Here is a 16,355-nt window from a genome sequence, read left to right on the forward strand (position 1 = left end):
ATGGGGAGAGGGGAACGGTGCGTGATAGAAAGCATTGACCAATTGCTGTCTCATCCCTTGGGGATGGTACTCGGTTTTTTCTCGGTAGCGATTATGGAGCTGCTCGTATTTCTGGCTTGTTTCGAACTGGTGACTAAGTATAAATGCTGGACGGAGATCAAGAAGGGCAATGTGGCCGTTGCGATGGCTACAGGAGGTAAGATCTTCGGGATCTGCAACGTATTGCGGTTCTGCATACAAGCGAAATCTTCGGTGTATGAAGCCATGACGTGGTCATTTGTAGGGTTTATCCTTCTGCTCATTGCCTACTTTTTGTTCGAATTCCTGACACCCGTGTTCTCCATTGATAAGGAGATCGAATCGGATAACCGAGCTGTCGGATTGATATCCATGATTATTTCAGTCTCGCTGTCGTTTGTAATTGGCGCGAGCATTATCTAGGGGGATCGGTCATGAAGATATTGATACGAATTCTGTTTGCGGCATCGATCGTGTTTTTTGCCATCGGTGTCATCTATGTAATGAATACATGATTATATGAAAGAGAAAGGTTGATCAATATGGAAACAACAGTATGCCCTTGGTGTCAGACGGAGATTGTATGGGATGAGGAGCTCGGTCCTGAAGAAGAGTGTCCTTATTGCCACAATGAGTTAAAAGGATACCGTACACTCAACATTAACATCGATGATGAAGAGAACGATGAAGCTGAGGACGACATCTATGATGTAGACGATGTAACGAACGAGAAACAGACTACGGATCTTTCGGATCTGTGGGGGGATGAAGTTGAACTCAAATTGCCGGAGTTGCGAACGTTAACCAAATACGCGGATGAAGGTAATGATCTCATTCAGTATGAACAAGGTGTACAGAAGCAACTTGATCATCAGGAAGAAGTACCAGAGTGCCCGAATTGCCGCGAATTCATGATTCTCGCAGGTACACAAGCTGCAACGCAGGATAACTTCACACCAGTTGCTAACGCAGCTTCAGGCGAAGGGTCACTATTGGCATCACCGTTTAAAGTATTGACCTATGTATGCTCGGGATGTTTCCAAGTTCAATACAGTCTGTCTGAGGAAGATCGTCTGCGTCTGATCAAGAACCTGAGTACGCAGGAATAAACATTTCGGAGATTCTAACCAATTTCATAGCAATCCTGAAGATTCATCATGTTTTCCTCTTGCTTGGGGCACGTTAACCCTAAGACCTACCTGTACATAGTTCACTTCAGGTGGATGAAGGAGGAGCAGATGAAGATTACTTTAGGCCGACAATCCATTCTGCTTTTGGGCGTGAATGGATTGTTTGCGTTAGCCGGAGCGCTGTCGGGAACCTTTTTGAATGTGTTTCTGTGGAAAAGCCGTCCGGATTATGCCATGTTGGGGTGGTTCACTCTCAGCCAGCAATTGGCCATTGGACTGACATTCTGGCTTGCTGGCAAATGGGTCAAGGAACACAATAAAATGAGTGCACTACGACTAGGTACTGCGCTGTCCGGCATATTTTATATGATAGTCCTCTGGGCTGGGTCCAAAGCTGTAGACTGGATATGGCCTCTGGGTATGCTACTAGGTTGTTCCTTGGGGTTATTCTGGATTGCATTTAATGTTGTGTATTTTGAAATAACGGATCGGGAAAACAGGGATCTATTCAATGGCTGGGTCGGGTTACTTGGTTCGATGACAGGAATTATAGGTCCATGGTTCTCCGGTCTGATTATTACTCGCATGACAGACAACACAGGATATCGGCTCATCTTCACGGTATCACTCGTTATTTATGTCATAGCAGTAGTTTTTAGTTTTTTTCTGAAAAAAAGAAAGGTGAGCGGTACATACCGCTGGTCGGAACCTTGGATACAGCTATCCAAGCGGGATAGTCCCTGGAGGACCTTAGGTTTGGGTTTATTCGCTCAGGGTGCACGTGAAGGTGTCTTTGCCTTCCTGATTGCACTGCTTGTATATTTGGCTACCGCACAGGAGTACAAATTGGGGCAGTTCTCACTCATCACTTCTGCTGTGGCACTAGTAAGTTATTGGGCAGCCGGGAAATGGTTCAAACCACAGTATAGATCAAAAGGCATGTTCATTGGAGCCCTCATTCTGCTTGTTGTGCTTCTTCCTCTTCTCTGGAAAGTGACCTATGGGACGCTGTTAATCATGGGGATTGGGAGTGCTGTTGCGATGCCGTTATATGTATTACCGATGATATCAGCGGGATTCGACATGATGGGCACAAGTGGCGAAAATGTGGAGAAAAGGGTTGAACTTGTCGTTTTGAGAGAGTTATGCCTGATGCTTGGCAGACTATGTGGGTTGGCCATATTTATTGTGACGGTCTTAAATGCTCCGTCTCTACGCATGTTAACCTGGCTTATTATTGTCCTCGGTGCTTCTCCGCTAATTGGATGGATCTTTATGCGCAAGTTATTGAACCGAACGGAAGGGCAAGAGCCCACGGCTTAGCAGGCTTCCCAATATATAAACAGGGTACAGCGACGGGAAAAGAGAACTTTCCGTGTGCTGTACCCTATTTGTAGTTGTATTGATTCAGTTGTTGGTTATACAGGAGATGGTTTACTTGTACGTGTGAGAGAGAACAGATCCATATCAGGGTTTTGTTTGCCAGTAATAGCATCCACAATTAAAGAAGCAGCAATCATGCTGTATACGGTCCCGTTACCTCCATATCCTTCTACAAAATATGAATGCGGATAATCGGGATGTGTACCGATCAGGGGGAGGCCATCATTCGTATTACCAAACACAGCGCCCCAGGCATAATCGACTTCAAGATCATCTAAAGGGAAATAGGAACGGACCTCTTCCAGGAGTGTATCTCCCCGGTGTTTTGAACGTATTTCACGTTGATCCTCTCGAGGTGTTTCTTCATCCAAACCGCCTGCGATGATTCTTCCGTCCGGTGTTGTTCGCATATACAAATATGGGCGAGCTGTCTCCCAAATCATGCTGTGTTCAAACCATTCACTAAGATCAGACAACGGTTTGGTAGCAATCGCGTAGGTCGTTTTCAGATAGGCTCCGCGATCCTTTTTGATGTCCTGTGTCTCGTAACCGGCAGCAAATATGACTTTCTTGGCACGGATTTTACCGTTGGCAGTGTGGCAGACTACACCATCTTCATCGTATTCACAGTGTATCATCTCCGTCTGACCATAGATTCGAGCGCCACGCTTATTGGCGGATTCAAACAAGGCATGAACAAAACGATAGGGGTTCACTTCCGCATCTCCCATGGTGTACAGTGCAGCGGGTTTGCTGAAGGGGAAATGCTGGCTTATTTTGTCGGCATCCCACAGTTCAGCTTCAAAACCATAACGCTTCAAGGTCTGATATTCTTCCTCCAATAGGGCCACATCATCTTCACTGCTCGCAAAACAAAGACTTGTTCGTGGGATAAACCAAGGGTCTGTATCCAGGCTGTCTGCAATTTGAGCAAGTTGTTTCATGGCTTCACGACAAAGCTCATAAAAACGTACGCCTGTGGCTTCACCAAAAGTGTGGATACATGAGGTTAGTGTCTTGTCATTGGTGTATTGTAAAAGACCTGTATTGGCAGAACTGCTGCCGTTGGCAATGTCTCGCTTATCAATCACAACAGTGTTAACACCCTGTTCCGTGAGTAGTTTAGATGTCAATGCGCCCCCCATGCCCCCACCAATGATGAGGCAGTCACAAGAGATGTCTTCTTGCAGAGCAGAATAATTAAATGTTGAATTGAAAGTGGAGGGCCAGAAAGGTGTGCCATAGACCAGATCCATTAGAAACATCTCCTTTATAATTTAAATTTGTATACTTTTGTGTGACCGGGTTAACAATAATTGCGCATAAACTTTATGCCGAGGAGGCCATCGAAACATGCAGAATCATACTATGCAAGCGCTGAGTCCCAAGGAATTGAACTACATTGCGGACTCTATCACCAATGAAGAACTGCTGATTAAGCAGTGTGCAGCCACAGCTTCCATCACACATAATCCACAAATTCAACAAGCTCTGAATCACTATGTTCGCTCACATGAACAACATCTGAACACGCTTGTCAATGCACTGCAGCAACATCAGTCTCTTGCACCGGCGCAAGTCAGTAATTGAAGACAACTCTAACTGTATAGGAGGAAAACGCATGTATTCTCAATCTTTATCATCTAATGGCGCTTTTATGCAGGAGCAGGATCTGCTGAAGTCGATTCTTGCAGATTTAAGACGAACCTCGCGCGAATATACGACTGCGACAACGGAAGCTTCCTGCCCCATGACACGTCGAATGTTCACAGACCTGACGAACGATACCCTAAGATTACAAGGGGAACTGTTCAATCTGATGCAGCAAAACAACATGTATTCTGTCTCGTCCAAGGCACTTCGTCAGGACGTGGACAAGCAAATTCAGTCCGCCCACCAGACCCAACAAAAGTGTCAGCAATTCATTCAGGAAAAGAATACGCAGAACAGTTCATATAGCCAAGCTCCTAATGTGTCTCAGCATCAACCGAATTACGGTAACCCTTATTACATGTAACCTTTGCAAAAGAGGTTTGAAGCACCTAACGTTACAGGACCATACCACCGCTTGCCTGAATTCAGGGCAGGCGGTCTTTTGTCTATGCATCAACGTCAAATTCATGTAATATAAGTATTAATTCATTTTCAGGAACCTGGATGACGCTGGAGGGAAAACCATGAAAGATTTGAACGATCTGCAATTAAAAGTTCTGGATCTGCTGAAGGAAGACGCGAGAAGGACTCCCGCACTGCTGTCGACGCTGCTGGGGGAGTCGGAAGACAAGATCAAGAACGCCGTGGCACAGCTAGAACAAGACCACGTCATCGTGAAATACGCAACCGTCGTGAACTGGAGCAAAATAGATGATGAAAAAGTAACGGCCCTGATTGAAGTGCAGATCACGCCGGAGCGTGGTCGTGGTTTTGAAGGGATTGCCGAACGTATTTATCTCTATCCGCAAGTAAAGTCCGTATATCTCATGTCCGGTGCATACGATCTGCTCGTTGAAGTGGAAGGTGGCAACCTGCGTGAAGTCGCTAATTTTGTGTCGGAGAAACTGTCTCCGATAGACTCTGTACTTTCAACCAAAACGAATTTTATTCTTAAAAAATATAAGCAGGACGGGATTATCTTTGAAGACCATCAGGAAGACAACCGTCTCATGATCTCGCCGTAAAGGAAGATGTGTCATGATAGTGAATGAACAGACAACCGGGAACAACAAGAAAATGACATCTTATCTGGCACCCCTCGTGCAGCAGATACCTCCATCCGGAATTCGTAAATTTTTTGATCTGGTTGGAGACAACAAGGATATTATCACATTGGGTGTGGGTGAACCTGATTTTGTTACCCCTTGGCATATGCGTGAAGCTTGTGTATACTCGCTGGAAAGAGGTATGACCAGTTACACATCCAACGCAGGTATGCCGAAGTTGAGAGAAGCCATCAGTGAATATTTGGATACTCAGTTTGATACCAAATACGATCCCAAGGATGAGATTATTGTTACCGTGGGTGGCAGTGAAGCGATTGACTTGGCTTTGCGCGCATTAATCGTACCTGGCGACGAGATTCTCATTCCTGAACCTTCGTACGTGGCGTATTCACCAATCGCTTCTATCGGTGGCGGTATACCAGTTGGTGTTGAAACCTACGCGAAAGATCAGTTCAAGTTAACGGCCGAAGCACTTGAAGCTGGTATCACACCGAAGTCGAAAGTGGTTATTCTGTGTTATCCGAGTAATCCCACTGGAGCCATCATGACGTATGAAGAGTGGTTGCCTATTGCTGAAGTGATTAAAAAGCATGATCTGATTGTGATCGCGGATGAAATTTACGCTGAATTGACGTATACGCAAAAACATGTTAGTTTTGCAGCTATCCCTGACATGAAGGAGCGGACTATTCTCGTAAGCGGATTTTCGAAGGCTTTTGCAATGACAGGTTGGCGGATCGGTTACATGTGTGGTCATCCTGAGCTTATTGCAGCCATGCTCAAAATCCATCAGTATACGGTAATGTGTGCGCCGGCCATGGGTCAGGTTGCTGCACTTGAGGCGTTGACGAATGGTTTGGGTGAGAAAGATCGGATGGTAGAATCGTATAATCAGCGTAGACGTTTAATTGTGCAGGGCTTCAGAGATATTGGACTTGATTGTCATGAACCTCAGGGAGCATTCTATGCATTCCCGAGCATTCAAAAGACGGGTATGAGTTCAGACCTGTTTGCTGAGCGATTGTTAACGGAGAATAAAGTGGCTGCTGTTCCGGGCAATGTTTTTGGCCCTCAGGGTGAAGGCTTCTTGCGTTGTTCTTATGCTACTTCTGTAACTCAATTAAATGAAGCTTTGGAACGAATCGGAAACTTTGTTTACAAACTGCAAAAAGAGGGTTAATACTAAAGTAGAATCTTTTTACAAATGTGACATTTTTATCATTGGAAAAAAATAACTTTCTTTTACAAAATAATGTGATATAATTTCAATTTGAAATAAGTTTTCATAAATTTGGAAACCATTTTTCCAAGGAGGGGTTAGCTTTGTTTTGTGTTGAATATGATTTACCGACGAATCGTGGGCACTATCTGGCAGAAGGCGATCATGGCGACCGATGGTCGGTGAAACCCGATAACGCATCTTTGCATGACATTTCCTTGGAAGATGAAATTCATATGCTTCGTCGCAAGATGGAACAGATCTTCCTCGAAGAGAAATCATTCACATCCGATATTGTAATTGAAATCAGCAGTTTGCTGGATTTAAAGATTAATGAATATATGAAGGCTAACCCGATTAAAGCAAAATAACGTTTATGCTGGATTGAAACGTTTCATTAATCGAATTAGAAAGTAAAGAAAGGGAGACCTGAGAAGGTCTTCTTTTTTTGTGTGAAAAGGCAGGGTGATCCCCCGATAAGCCAGGTTATTTTTTTGCGTGGAACAATTGTGATATATTGGACATAGGAGACTAAAGGGGGAACTGGAATGAAGAGATTTTGGGGGCTTACTGCAATCATTTCTATCGTTTTTCTGCTTGCTGGTTGTGGAGGTAAAGATGGTTTTTCCATATTCATCATTGATAACCAAGGAAATCCATCTGTAATCTCAGAGCAGTTACAGGCCAATCTGCAACAGAAACTGGGCGAGGAACCCAAGGTAGAAGTGATCACCAGTGCGATGTATGATGTTCAGAAAATTATGGTAGAATATGCGGCTGGAGGACATGATATCTTCATATTGCCTGAAACCGACATGAAACAATACGGAAGTAATGGCTCCAATGTTCCGCTGGATGATACTTTTGATCCCAAGAAGTTTGAACGGGGTGTATTTGAGGGTGGAGTATTGGTAGAGAAGGGTGAAGGAGATGGAGGTTCAGATCTCAAGCAAGAATCACATCTTTACGGCATTCCACTCGAAGATATGAAAATGTTTAAAGATGTAGAATATGCTGCGAGCAATTTGTTCGCTACCATTCCAGTGTCATCTTCTAATGTCGAAGAATCCAAAAAAGTGCTGAAGGCGCTGACAGAGTAAAGAAAATTCAGAATGGCTATGGAAGGAGGGAAGCGGATTGCTGATTACGGTCACAGGCGGCATAGGTAGTGGTAAAACCCGGTTTGCCCTCAAGTACGCAGCCGGGATTAGCCGGGAGGGTGTATATTTATCCACCGGTGATCATGATCCCGTTATTCCCGAATTGCCATCCGCTCATTATCGTGCCATTCATGCCGGGAACGGTCAGCATCTGACAGAGGTGATCACCCAGATTAATCGGGAATCCAATCTGTTTTTGGCGGATCAGCGAATTGTAATTGTAGACAGTCTGACCTCCTGGATGGCTGCCGGTTTCAGGGCAACAAAGGATCTGGATCATCAGCGTTCAGAGACACAGCTTTTGCTTGATGCATTATTGTCTTATCAGGGGAAGTTGCTTGTGATTACCAATGAAATGCATGGCACATTGCATCCTACCGAGGAAGAACGAATATTTACAGCGAGAATGGCTTCGGTTAATCGGATGCTGCAGATACATGCTGAAAAGATGTACTTGCTGGTATCTGGTCTGGCTATCGATCTTAAAAGTCAGGGCATGCGAAATGAAGATGAACGATAGCGAGATGACATAAACGGGTGACATAAAGAAGCCTCCTTAACCACGAATTGGTGGCGAGGAGGCTTTATTTATTAAGCTATTCTTTTTATTTCTGCTTTTTGCTACGTCTGATCCACCAGATGATACATCCGATGAGAATGATGGCCAGAATGACATACACTACAATGGAATAGACGTCCATAAAGTGCAAAATGCTCTCCCATGATGCGCCAAGCGCAGCACCAACGCAGACAAGAATGACATTCCAGATTAATGTACCAATGGTTGTAAAGAGAAGGAATAAACCAAATTTCATATTGGACATGCCTGCGGGAATGGAGATAAGACTACGGACGAGGGGAACCATTCGGCAGAATAATACGGTCCACATGCCATATTTGTCAAACCATGCATCGACACGGTGAATATCCTCTTTTTTGATGCGCAGAACATGTCCCCAGCGTTCCACAATTTTCTCAAGGCGTTCGACGTCAATGAGTAAACCAATACCATACAGGATCACAGCACCAAAGACAGAACCAATAGTTGCGGCGATAATAACTCCTGGAAGAGTGAGACTGGTATAGGTGGTCATGAATCCGCCAAACGGCAAGATGATTTCGGATGGAATTGGGGGAAATACGTTCTCAAGAGCAATGATGAGTGCAATGCCTATGTAGCCGTATTGTTCCATGAAATCGGTTATCCAGTTTTGCATAATCGTCTCCTTTACTTTTGGTTTCCTTTGATTTGTCGTATACTCGGCAGAGCACACCAATTCTTATATACGTGTAAAGCGATAGACGGGTTTCTGAAAAAATGGCATTCCCGTATTCATTATTATATTACCAATTGGAGGGATAACGATGGGCATATATACACGAACAGGTGACGAAGGACAGACTTCGGTCATCGGTGGACGCGTCATCAAGGATGATGACCGAGTTGAGGCTTATGGCACGATTGATGAATTGAACTGTTTTGTAGGCCAGGCGATCAGCCTTATTGACTCTGCTCAAGGGGAATTTGAAGATCTGCGTGAACATCTGCTGGAAGTTCAGCAGGAACTGTTTGATTGCGGGTCGGATCTGGCCTTTGTGAAGATTAGTGAGACCAAATATAAGGTGAGAGATGAAATGGTCACACGTCTGGAACAATGGATCGACCAGTATGATGCAGAGAACCCAAAAGTGGAACGGTTCATTATTCCTGGTGGCAGTCAGCTGTCTTCTGCTCTTCATGTGTGCCGTACTGTATGTCGTCGCGCAGAGCGTCGCACGGTAACACTTGGACAACATACAGATATTAATCCGTCTGTACGACGGTATCTAAACCGACTGTCTGATTATTTCTTCGTGGTTGCACGGACGGCCAACGCGAGACAACAGGTGGCCGATATTGAATATGTGCGGAGCAAAAAAGTCTTCCGCCGCAAAGAATGAGCCAGTACTATTCGCCGATTGTCTACACGGTGACCGAACAAGAAGATGGCTGGCTGCTGAAGACCGTGCTTCAGCGGCGGCTGCTGGTGTCGCGTAAGCTTTTGTCCAAAATTAAGCTGACGGAGCAAGGTGTCATGCTTAATGGAGAGCGCGTGTACATTAGCGTCAAGGTAGCTACGGGTGATGTCGTTGAAGTTCGGATGGAGCAAGAGGAATCGGATGATATTTTGCCCGAGCCTATTCCATTTACCGTTCTGTATGAAGATGAGCACTTGCTTATTGTCAACAAGGATGCGGGCATCATCGTTCATCCAACACATGGACATTACACGGGGACTTTGGCAAATGGCATTGTTCATTACTGGAAAACCAAGGGTGAGCGTTTCCGGTTCAGACCGATTCATCGACTTGATCAGGAAACGTCAGGTGTGCTCGCAATAGCCAAGAACCCTTATGTGCATCAGCATGTTTCTGAACAGATGATCGCTGGAACAGTAGACAAGAAATATATTGCACTTGTGCACGGCAGCCCTGTCCCGGAACAAGGGGCAGTAGATGGCCCGATCGATCGCGATCCTGAAGAGCCACACCGCCGAATCGTAACACCTGATGGTTACGCTGCAAGAACGTTGTACACAACCTTAACACGTTGGTCAGGGGGTAGCGCCAGTGCGATAAGCCTCAAGCTGGAAAGTGGCAGAACCCATCAGATCAGGGTACATATGACGTCCATCGGCTGCCCGTTGATAGGTGATCGAATGTACAAGACACTACCTGTGCATGAGATCGATGAGCAGACCATGGCTGTTCGAGAAGAACGGGATACCTGGATCGAACGCCAGGCATTACACGCTTGTGAATTGACGTTTGAACATCCAATTCTAAAGGAACGCATAACGTTCCAAGCTCCTTTTCCAGCAGATATGGCCGCGCTAGAGAAGCGTTTGAATGATGAGGCAGCTCCCAGAGAAGAACTGTAGGAAGCTGCGAAGGGGCTCTTAGTTTTGCACCTCGTATCGCAGTTTCCTGCACAGCCTGTCCTGTTTGGAGTTCAACGCTGTTTGTCTTACCCTTGTGAGGGATGCTTAATGCACCCGAACAACATGCCGTAGGCTAATCTTTATGGTTCTATGGTTAATGTATTGATGTTTACCAATTTGATGTTAAATATTTCAAGAATTCAAATCTCAAAAGCTTTTAAGGATACAAAAGCTGTAAGATTTTGATCCGAAAAAATATAGACGAATGTGAGTTTTTGATCTCATTCGCAAAAGTCAGTAAAATTACATGGCGATGGTATCGATTTGGAGCGACTTTTGGATTTGCGAAGCAAACCAAGGGAAGCGAGAAGTCGAAACCGGAGCATTTGGAGGAACACATACCATGAGTAACTTAAAAATATATCAATATGCCAAATGCGGCACATGCCGCAAAGCTGTAAAATGGCTTGAAGCTCAAGGACATGAGCTGGAGTTAATCCCTATTTTTGACTCACCGCCTTCAGAATCTGAACTAACAGAACTCATCCAAAAGAGCGGGCTGGAAGTGAAAAAGTTCTTTAATACGAGTGGGGAAGTATACAAAGAACAACAATTGAAGGACAAGCTTCCAGGCATGTCCGCTGATGAACAGATTCGTTTACTGGCTTCCAATGGTCGACTGATCAAACGTCCGATCGTTACGGATGGAGAAAAGGTGACGGTTGGATTCAAGGAAGAAACGTACGAGCAGGAATGGAATAACGCATAAACGCGCTGAATATCAGCCTTGAATTGTTCAAAATTCAGGGCTTTTTTGGCTGAACGATGGTTGGCGGAACTATGCTATAATGATAGAATTAGTTTCGATATTTTATATGCTAGATTTAGATAGGAGAGAACAAATTCAAGTGAATCAACGTAATGAACCTACTTTGTTGCTGGTAGACGGTATGGCGGTGTTGTTCCGTGCTTTTTATGCGACATCTGCAAGCGGATATATCAGACGTACAAAGGCAGGATTGCCTACCAACGCAGTCTACGGATTTATCCGTTATTTCTGGGATGCGGTTCAGACTTTTGGGCCAAGTCATGTCGTATGTTGTTGGGATATGGGCGGTAAGACGTTCCGCGGTGAAGAATATGCAGCCTACAAAGGCAACCGGGCCGAAGCTCCGGATGACCTGATTCCCCAATTTGCTCTGATTCGTGAAGTGATGGATAGCCTGGGTATTCCGAATATAGGTGCACAAGGATTCGAAGCCGACGATTGCATCGGGACGCTTGCGAAGTATTATACCGAAGAGACCGATATGAATGTTATGGTACTGACGGGTGACCACGACATGTTGCAACTGATCAATGACCGCACAAGTATCATTATTATGAAAAAAGGCCATGGCAACTACATGGTGTACAACCCTGAAACGCTCATGGCTGAGAAACAACTGACACCTCGTCAAGTGATTGACATGAAGGGTCTGATGGGAGATGCCAGCGACAATTATCCCGGAGTAAGGGGAATTGGTGAGAAAACAGCGTTGAAGCTTGTACAGGAATACGGCTCCATTGAGGGGATTCTGAGCAACATGGATAAACTGACCCCTTCGGTGCGTAACAAGATTGAGAATGATTTGGACATGCTTCATCTGTCCCGCAAACTGGCAGAGATTCATTGTGCTGTTCCGGTTGCCTGTGCACTGGATATCTGTGAATTGTGTCTTGATCCGGATATGGTGATGGACAAGTTTGAACAACTTGAGATGAAGAGCCTTGGCTCTTGGATGGGAGTGGCAATAGGGTGAGCAACATGAATAACGTACGAACAGGCAAAAAGTGGTGGACAGGGGCTATGGCCCTCGTCCTGGCCTTGCCCGTAATACTTTCGGGAGCAGTAAGTGCACCACAGACAGTGGATGCCAAAGCAGCAATTAACACCAAAGTACAGAAAGTAAAAGCAGCAGGACGTAATTTTACCGTACAGACCGTTTCGATTCCAAAGGGAACACCGGTTACCGTGGGACTCGCGAAGAAGCAAGTTGGTCAGACGGCAACATTGCCATCGATTGTGAAAGCCTATGGTGCGCAAGCAGCCATTAACGGAGCATTTTTTGAAGCATATAACGGAGCACCAGATCCATACGGTATGTTAATAGCAAATGGTAAGGTCATACATATTGGAAGATACGGAACATCCATCGGATTTAAGGAAGACGGCTCGGCGATCATGGATTCACTTCAGGTGAGTTTGACAGGTAAAGTAACGGATACAAAAGGTAAATCACGGAGTTGGTATGCAACCTTTATTAATCGAACACCTTCAGCGAACGCAAGCATTACGATGCTGTATACGCCTGAACGAGGTGCCACAGTTGGATTCAAAGGTGGCACTGCGGTTGTCATGGAGAAAGGTATCGTGACCAAAAAAGTGCCCAATACAAATGTAGCGATTCCTAAGAATGGCTCGGTACTGGTTTTCACAGGTAATCAGAAGTCTTCTTCGGACCGTTTCACCGTTGGTTCGACCGTAGAAATGAATTATAAGTATACGAACGCAGCAGGCAAAGAGATCCCTTGGCAAGATGTAGTGACTGCTGTTGGGGCAGGACCCCGTCTGGTAAAAGACGGCAAGGTAGCTGTCAATCCGACGAGCGAAGGTTTCAAGGATGCCAAGATTCTTAATGCTTCCGGAGCCAGAAGTGGTATTGCGATCATGGCGGACGGTTCTGTTATGCTGGCTACCGTTTCCGGAGCAACAATCAAGGAGTGGGCAGCGGTGATGCAGAAGCTTGGTGCCAAACAGGCCATGAATCTGGATGGCGGTGCTTCCTCGGGTATGTATGCCGGTGGCAAAATGCTGACTTCTCCAGGCCGGCTCTTGAGTAATACACTCGTATTTGGCGGCTCCGTGCGTTAAAAGAAAGTGATTATGGGAGGTATGACGCAAATGACACTCACATCTGATCGAAAGCCAGGGAAGGGCAATACAGCTGTTCTGGCCATTAATGTAGGACTGCCGCAACCGCTCCCTGGGCAGAAGCGTGAAGTGCTGAGCGGCATTGTGAAACATCCTGTATCCGACGCGGTTTTCCTGTCATTCACTGGAATGACAGGGGACGCTCAGGCGGATCTGGTGCATCATGGCGGCCCTGACAAAGCCGTTTGTGTATACGATTACAGTCGTTATCTGGTGCTCGAACAACTGATGGATCGTAAGCTGGATTGGGGAGCTTGTGGAGAAAATCTGACGGTTGAAGGCTGTGCCGAAGAAGACGTACGGATTGGTGATGTGTACGAGTTGGGCGAAGCCACAGTACAGGTCAGTCAGCCCAGACAACCTTGCTTCAAGCTGGGTGCGAGGTATGACTATAAGGAGCTGCCTGTTTATTTTCAGGAGAGTGGATATACCGGCTTTTACTTTCGTGTACTGCAAGAAGGTGAGGTAAGGCCTTCATCGATATTTCGACGGATCAGCACCGATCCAGCCTCAATGACGGTTCTTGAAGCCAATCGAATCATGCATCAGGGGAAAGAAAATGTCGAAGGTATTCAGGCGTTGCTGGCCATTCCTGCGCTGTCAGACAGCTGGAGGCAAACGTTAATGAAACGATTGTCCAAGCTGGAGAACAAGTAGCAGGCTAATTATCGTGTCATCAAGTAAAGCAATTCGAATTCCTTTTTAAACTAACTTGGGAGTGTGACTAACATGACGATCTTAGGCGCAATTGAAGCAGGCGGAACCAAATTTGTATGTGGTATTGGCACAGAAAACGGAGAAGTTCTGGAACGCGTAAGTTTTCCAACAACAACACCGGAAGAGACCATGGCTCAAGTGATTTCATTTTTTGAAGGCAAAGGCATTGAAGCTCTGGGTGTAGGTTCATTCGGTCCGATTGATCCGATTGAAGGAAGCCCAACATATGGCTATATCACAACAACACCGAAACCACATTGGGGACAGTATAACGTGATTGGCAAGCTCAAGGAGCATTTTGATGTGCCGATGACATTTGATACGGATGTGAATGGTGCGGCACTTGGAGAAGCAACCTGGGGCGCTGCACAAGGTCTTGAGAGCTGTCTGTATATCACTGTGGGTACAGGTATTGGTGCAGGTGCTGTGGTTGGCGGTAAAATGGTCCATGGATTGTCACATCCAGAGATGGGACATATCATTGTACGCAGACATCCGGAGGATACATACGAGGGTTTCTGTCCGTATCATGGTGACTGCCTCGAAGGCCTTGCAGCAGGACCGGCCATTAACAAACGTTGGGAGCAACCGGCTTATGAACTGCCTGCAGATCATAAAGCTTGGGAGATCGAAGCACATTATCTGGCACATGCACTGATGAATTATGTTCTCATTCTCTCTCCGCAGAAAATCGTCATGGGTGGCGGAGTAATGAAGCAGGAGCACCTGTTCCCGATGGTCCGTAGCAAACTGCAGGAGTTGCTGGCTGGATACGTTCAGCATCCGGCACTTCAATCCGACATTGACCAGTATGTTGTTTCACCAGGACTTGGTGACAATGCGGGTCTGTGTGGTTCACTGGCGCTTGCCAAGTTGGCATTGAATAAGTAGGTCATTAAGGGATTGACGAATTTTACCATTGTGGTATGATATGGGCAACAGCATAGTACGGTTAATGAGGAAGCACCTCTCTTGCATGGATTTTGCAGGAGGGGTGTTTTTTTGTGCTGCCTATAGGTAGCATCTTTAACTCGTATAAGCTGAATATTCAAAGGGAGGGAACGAAAATGGAAGTCATTTTCATGAACAGATTGTCCAGAATGTCAGATCAGAATGCAGAGTATGCACAGTTATGGATTGGGGAAGAGGAAGATAGTTGGCAGCTGGGATGGAGTCGCTACGAGGAAGGAGAGCGTGAGGACAGCATCTGGTATGAGGGGACTTCTTGGGAGGAGCTGCTTCATATTTACCGTCATCAGCTTGCCATACAGATGAGTGAGGGGTACCGACCGCAGTTGCAGGGGTTATTTCATGAGAATGATGATCTGAAGTCACGCAGTTATGGTGGACAGCGGCTCCATTGTTACAGTGAGTTATACGGCAATGAGCAATTATATACGGATCTGTGCACATGGCGCAGGAAGAGAGCTGTGTCTGACCGGAAGGCACCGTATTTTATTGCAACAAATCGTCTGCTGCGTTTGATCAGTGCCTTTGTTCCGCAATCGCTGGATGAACTGATGCAACTTCCGGGCGTAGGAGAGAGCAAAGCAACTGAGTATGGTACGGAATGGATGGAGATTACAACCGGACTGGAGCGTTCAACGACATTCCCGCTGGACTGGGTATACACGGCGCTGAAGGAAGAAGAGTATGAGAGTTGGTTATACAAGCAGAGAGAGCAGAAGTACAAGCAGGAACTTGATAAGTTCACCACACGTAAGCAGGTGCTTGAAGGCATGAAGGAAGGGTATACGTTAGAGGAGATTGTTAATCGATCCGGATTATCCCGACGCGAGTTGGTTGAGCTGTTAGAGGCACTGGATCACGAAGGTTATGACACCGATTGTCTTCTTGATGTGGAGCTGGCAGTGATGCCAGAGAACGAACAAGAGGCCGTATGGAGTGCGTATGAGGAGCTGGGAGATACGTTCCTGAAGCCAGTATTACATAAGGTGTATGGAGGAGAGAAACCCGATGGAGGAAGTCTGGAGCAGGTCTATGAAAGACTGCGCATGATTCGAATCCGCTTCCGTCGGCACGCAGAGACAGAGAAGAATGTTGGTTAATAATCAGAAATGAAAAAAGACGAGGCGTTTCTCCCGGAGGAGCG

The 16,355-nt window shown here is 45.9% G+C and carries 20 protein-coding genes; 18 read left to right on the top strand and 2 right to left on the bottom strand.

The genetic code is table 11. The features are described from left to right. From NST38_RS09075 to NST38_RS09085, 3 genes are all read left to right on the top strand, one after another. Entirely contained in the window at nucleotides 1–441 is a 441-nt protein-coding gene (locus NST38_RS09075; RefSeq protein WP_082219034.1) for a DUF350 domain-containing protein, read from the top strand. 119 nt (nucleotides 442–560) lie between these two features. Further along, complete coding sequence (locus NST38_RS09080) at nucleotides 561–1,127, top strand: hypothetical protein (protein WP_036669791.1); 567 nt, start codon at nucleotides 561–563, stop codon at nucleotides 1,125–1,127. 129 nt (nucleotides 1,128–1,256) lie between these two features. Next, a complete protein-coding gene (locus tag NST38_RS09085) occupies nucleotides 1,257–2,471 on the top strand; it encodes an MFS transporter (RefSeq protein WP_076252435.1) in 1,215 nt (404 codons plus the stop codon). 95 nt (nucleotides 2,472–2,566) lie between these two features. On the opposite strand, the gene NST38_RS09090 is transcribed toward NST38_RS09085, so the two are convergent. Then, complete coding sequence (locus NST38_RS09090) at nucleotides 2,567–3,787, bottom strand: NAD(P)/FAD-dependent oxidoreductase (protein WP_076252433.1); 1,221 nt, start codon at nucleotides 3,785–3,787, stop codon at nucleotides 2,567–2,569. Nucleotides 3,788–3,884: 97 nt separating this feature from the next. On the opposite strand from NST38_RS09090, the gene NST38_RS09095 reads away from it, so the two are divergent. The 7 genes from NST38_RS09095 (at nucleotide 3,885) to NST38_RS09125 (ending at nucleotide 8,150) form a co-directional block, all read left to right on the top strand. Next, nucleotides 3,885–4,121, top strand: coding sequence for a hypothetical protein (locus NST38_RS09095; RefSeq protein WP_036610100.1), 237 nt, complete (start codon nucleotides 3,885–3,887; stop codon nucleotides 4,119–4,121). 31 nt (nucleotides 4,122–4,152) lie between these two features. Continuing rightward, nucleotides 4,153–4,548: a spore coat protein gene (locus NST38_RS09100; protein WP_017689630.1), complete on the top strand. Its 396-nt coding sequence runs from the start codon at nucleotides 4,153–4,155 to the stop codon at nucleotides 4,546–4,548. Between the two features lie 160 nt (nucleotides 4,549–4,708). Then, on the top strand, nucleotides 4,709–5,209 hold the full coding sequence (locus tag NST38_RS09105; protein ID WP_024628343.1) for an Lrp/AsnC family transcriptional regulator: 501 nt from the start codon (nucleotides 4,709–4,711) through the stop codon (nucleotides 5,207–5,209). 13 nt (nucleotides 5,210–5,222) lie between these two features. After that, a complete protein-coding gene (locus NST38_RS09110; protein WP_036610094.1) occupies nucleotides 5,223–6,431 on the top strand; it encodes an aminotransferase class I/II-fold pyridoxal phosphate-dependent enzyme in 1,209 nt (402 codons plus the stop codon). 188 nt (nucleotides 6,432–6,619) lie between these two features. After that, nucleotides 6,620–6,841, top strand: coding sequence for an aspartyl-phosphate phosphatase Spo0E family protein (locus NST38_RS09115; RefSeq protein ID WP_179198508.1), 222 nt, complete (start codon nucleotides 6,620–6,622; stop codon nucleotides 6,839–6,841). Between the two features lie 177 nt (nucleotides 6,842–7,018). Then, a complete protein-coding gene (locus tag NST38_RS09120; protein ID WP_076252431.1) occupies nucleotides 7,019–7,570 on the top strand; it encodes a hypothetical protein in 552 nt (183 codons plus the stop codon). A gap of 37 nt (nucleotides 7,571–7,607) precedes the next feature. Further along, nucleotides 7,608–8,150, top strand: a complete 543-nt coding sequence (locus NST38_RS09125; protein WP_036610092.1) for a bifunctional adenosylcobinamide kinase/adenosylcobinamide-phosphate guanylyltransferase — start codon at nucleotides 7,608–7,610, stop codon at nucleotides 8,148–8,150. Between the two features lie 85 nt (nucleotides 8,151–8,235). On the opposite strand, the gene NST38_RS09130 is transcribed toward NST38_RS09125, so the two are convergent. Then, nucleotides 8,236–8,847 (bottom strand): DedA family protein, encoded by a 612-nt coding sequence (locus NST38_RS09130; RefSeq protein WP_036610090.1) that lies wholly within the window; start codon nucleotides 8,845–8,847, stop codon nucleotides 8,236–8,238. Nucleotides 8,848–8,995: 148 nt separating this feature from the next. On the opposite strand from NST38_RS09130, the gene NST38_RS09135 reads away from it, so the two are divergent. The 8 genes from NST38_RS09135 (at nucleotide 8,996) to NST38_RS09170 (ending at nucleotide 16,311) form a co-directional block, all read left to right on the top strand. Next, nucleotides 8,996–9,571, top strand: a complete 576-nt coding sequence (locus NST38_RS09135; protein WP_036610088.1) for a cob(I)yrinic acid a,c-diamide adenosyltransferase — start codon at nucleotides 8,996–8,998, stop codon at nucleotides 9,569–9,571. Next, the gene (locus NST38_RS09140) at nucleotides 9,568–10,551 is read left to right on the top strand and encodes an RluA family pseudouridine synthase (protein WP_076252429.1); all 984 of its coding nucleotides are present in this window, start codon (nucleotides 9,568–9,570) and stop codon (nucleotides 10,549–10,551) included. Before NST38_RS09135 ends, NST38_RS09140 begins: the two co-directional genes overlap by 4 nt. A gap of 403 nt (nucleotides 10,552–10,954) precedes the next feature. Continuing rightward, nucleotides 10,955–11,320, top strand: coding sequence for an arsenate reductase family protein (locus NST38_RS09145; RefSeq protein ID WP_047842267.1), 366 nt, complete (start codon nucleotides 10,955–10,957; stop codon nucleotides 11,318–11,320). Nucleotides 11,321–11,459: 139 nt separating this feature from the next. Then, a complete protein-coding gene (locus tag NST38_RS09150) occupies nucleotides 11,460–12,353 on the top strand; it encodes a 5'-3' exonuclease (protein WP_341343916.1) in 894 nt (297 codons plus the stop codon). A 5-nt stretch (nucleotides 12,354–12,358) separates the two neighbouring features. Further along, nucleotides 12,359–13,465, top strand: a complete 1,107-nt coding sequence (locus tag NST38_RS09155) for a phosphodiester glycosidase family protein (protein ID WP_306068570.1) — start codon at nucleotides 12,359–12,361, stop codon at nucleotides 13,463–13,465. A 30-nt stretch (nucleotides 13,466–13,495) separates the two neighbouring features. Beyond that, the gene (locus NST38_RS09160; protein WP_076252428.1) at nucleotides 13,496–14,182 is read left to right on the top strand and encodes an MOSC domain-containing protein; all 687 of its coding nucleotides are present in this window, start codon (nucleotides 13,496–13,498) and stop codon (nucleotides 14,180–14,182) included. 72 nt (nucleotides 14,183–14,254) lie between these two features. Continuing rightward, entirely contained in the window at nucleotides 14,255–15,133 is an 879-nt protein-coding gene (locus NST38_RS09165; protein WP_047842269.1) for an ROK family protein, read from the top strand. A 176-nt stretch (nucleotides 15,134–15,309) separates the two neighbouring features. Next, nucleotides 15,310–16,311, top strand: a complete 1,002-nt coding sequence (locus NST38_RS09170) for an HRDC domain-containing protein (protein ID WP_076252426.1) — start codon at nucleotides 15,310–15,312, stop codon at nucleotides 16,309–16,311. Nucleotides 16,312–16,355: the final 44 nt, after the last annotated feature.

Origin of the sequence: Paenibacillus sp. FSL H8-0104, assembly GCF_038050215.1 — a bacterium.
In the GTDB taxonomy this organism is placed as follows: Bacteria; Bacillota; Bacilli; order Paenibacillales; family Paenibacillaceae; genus Paenibacillus; species Paenibacillus amylolyticus.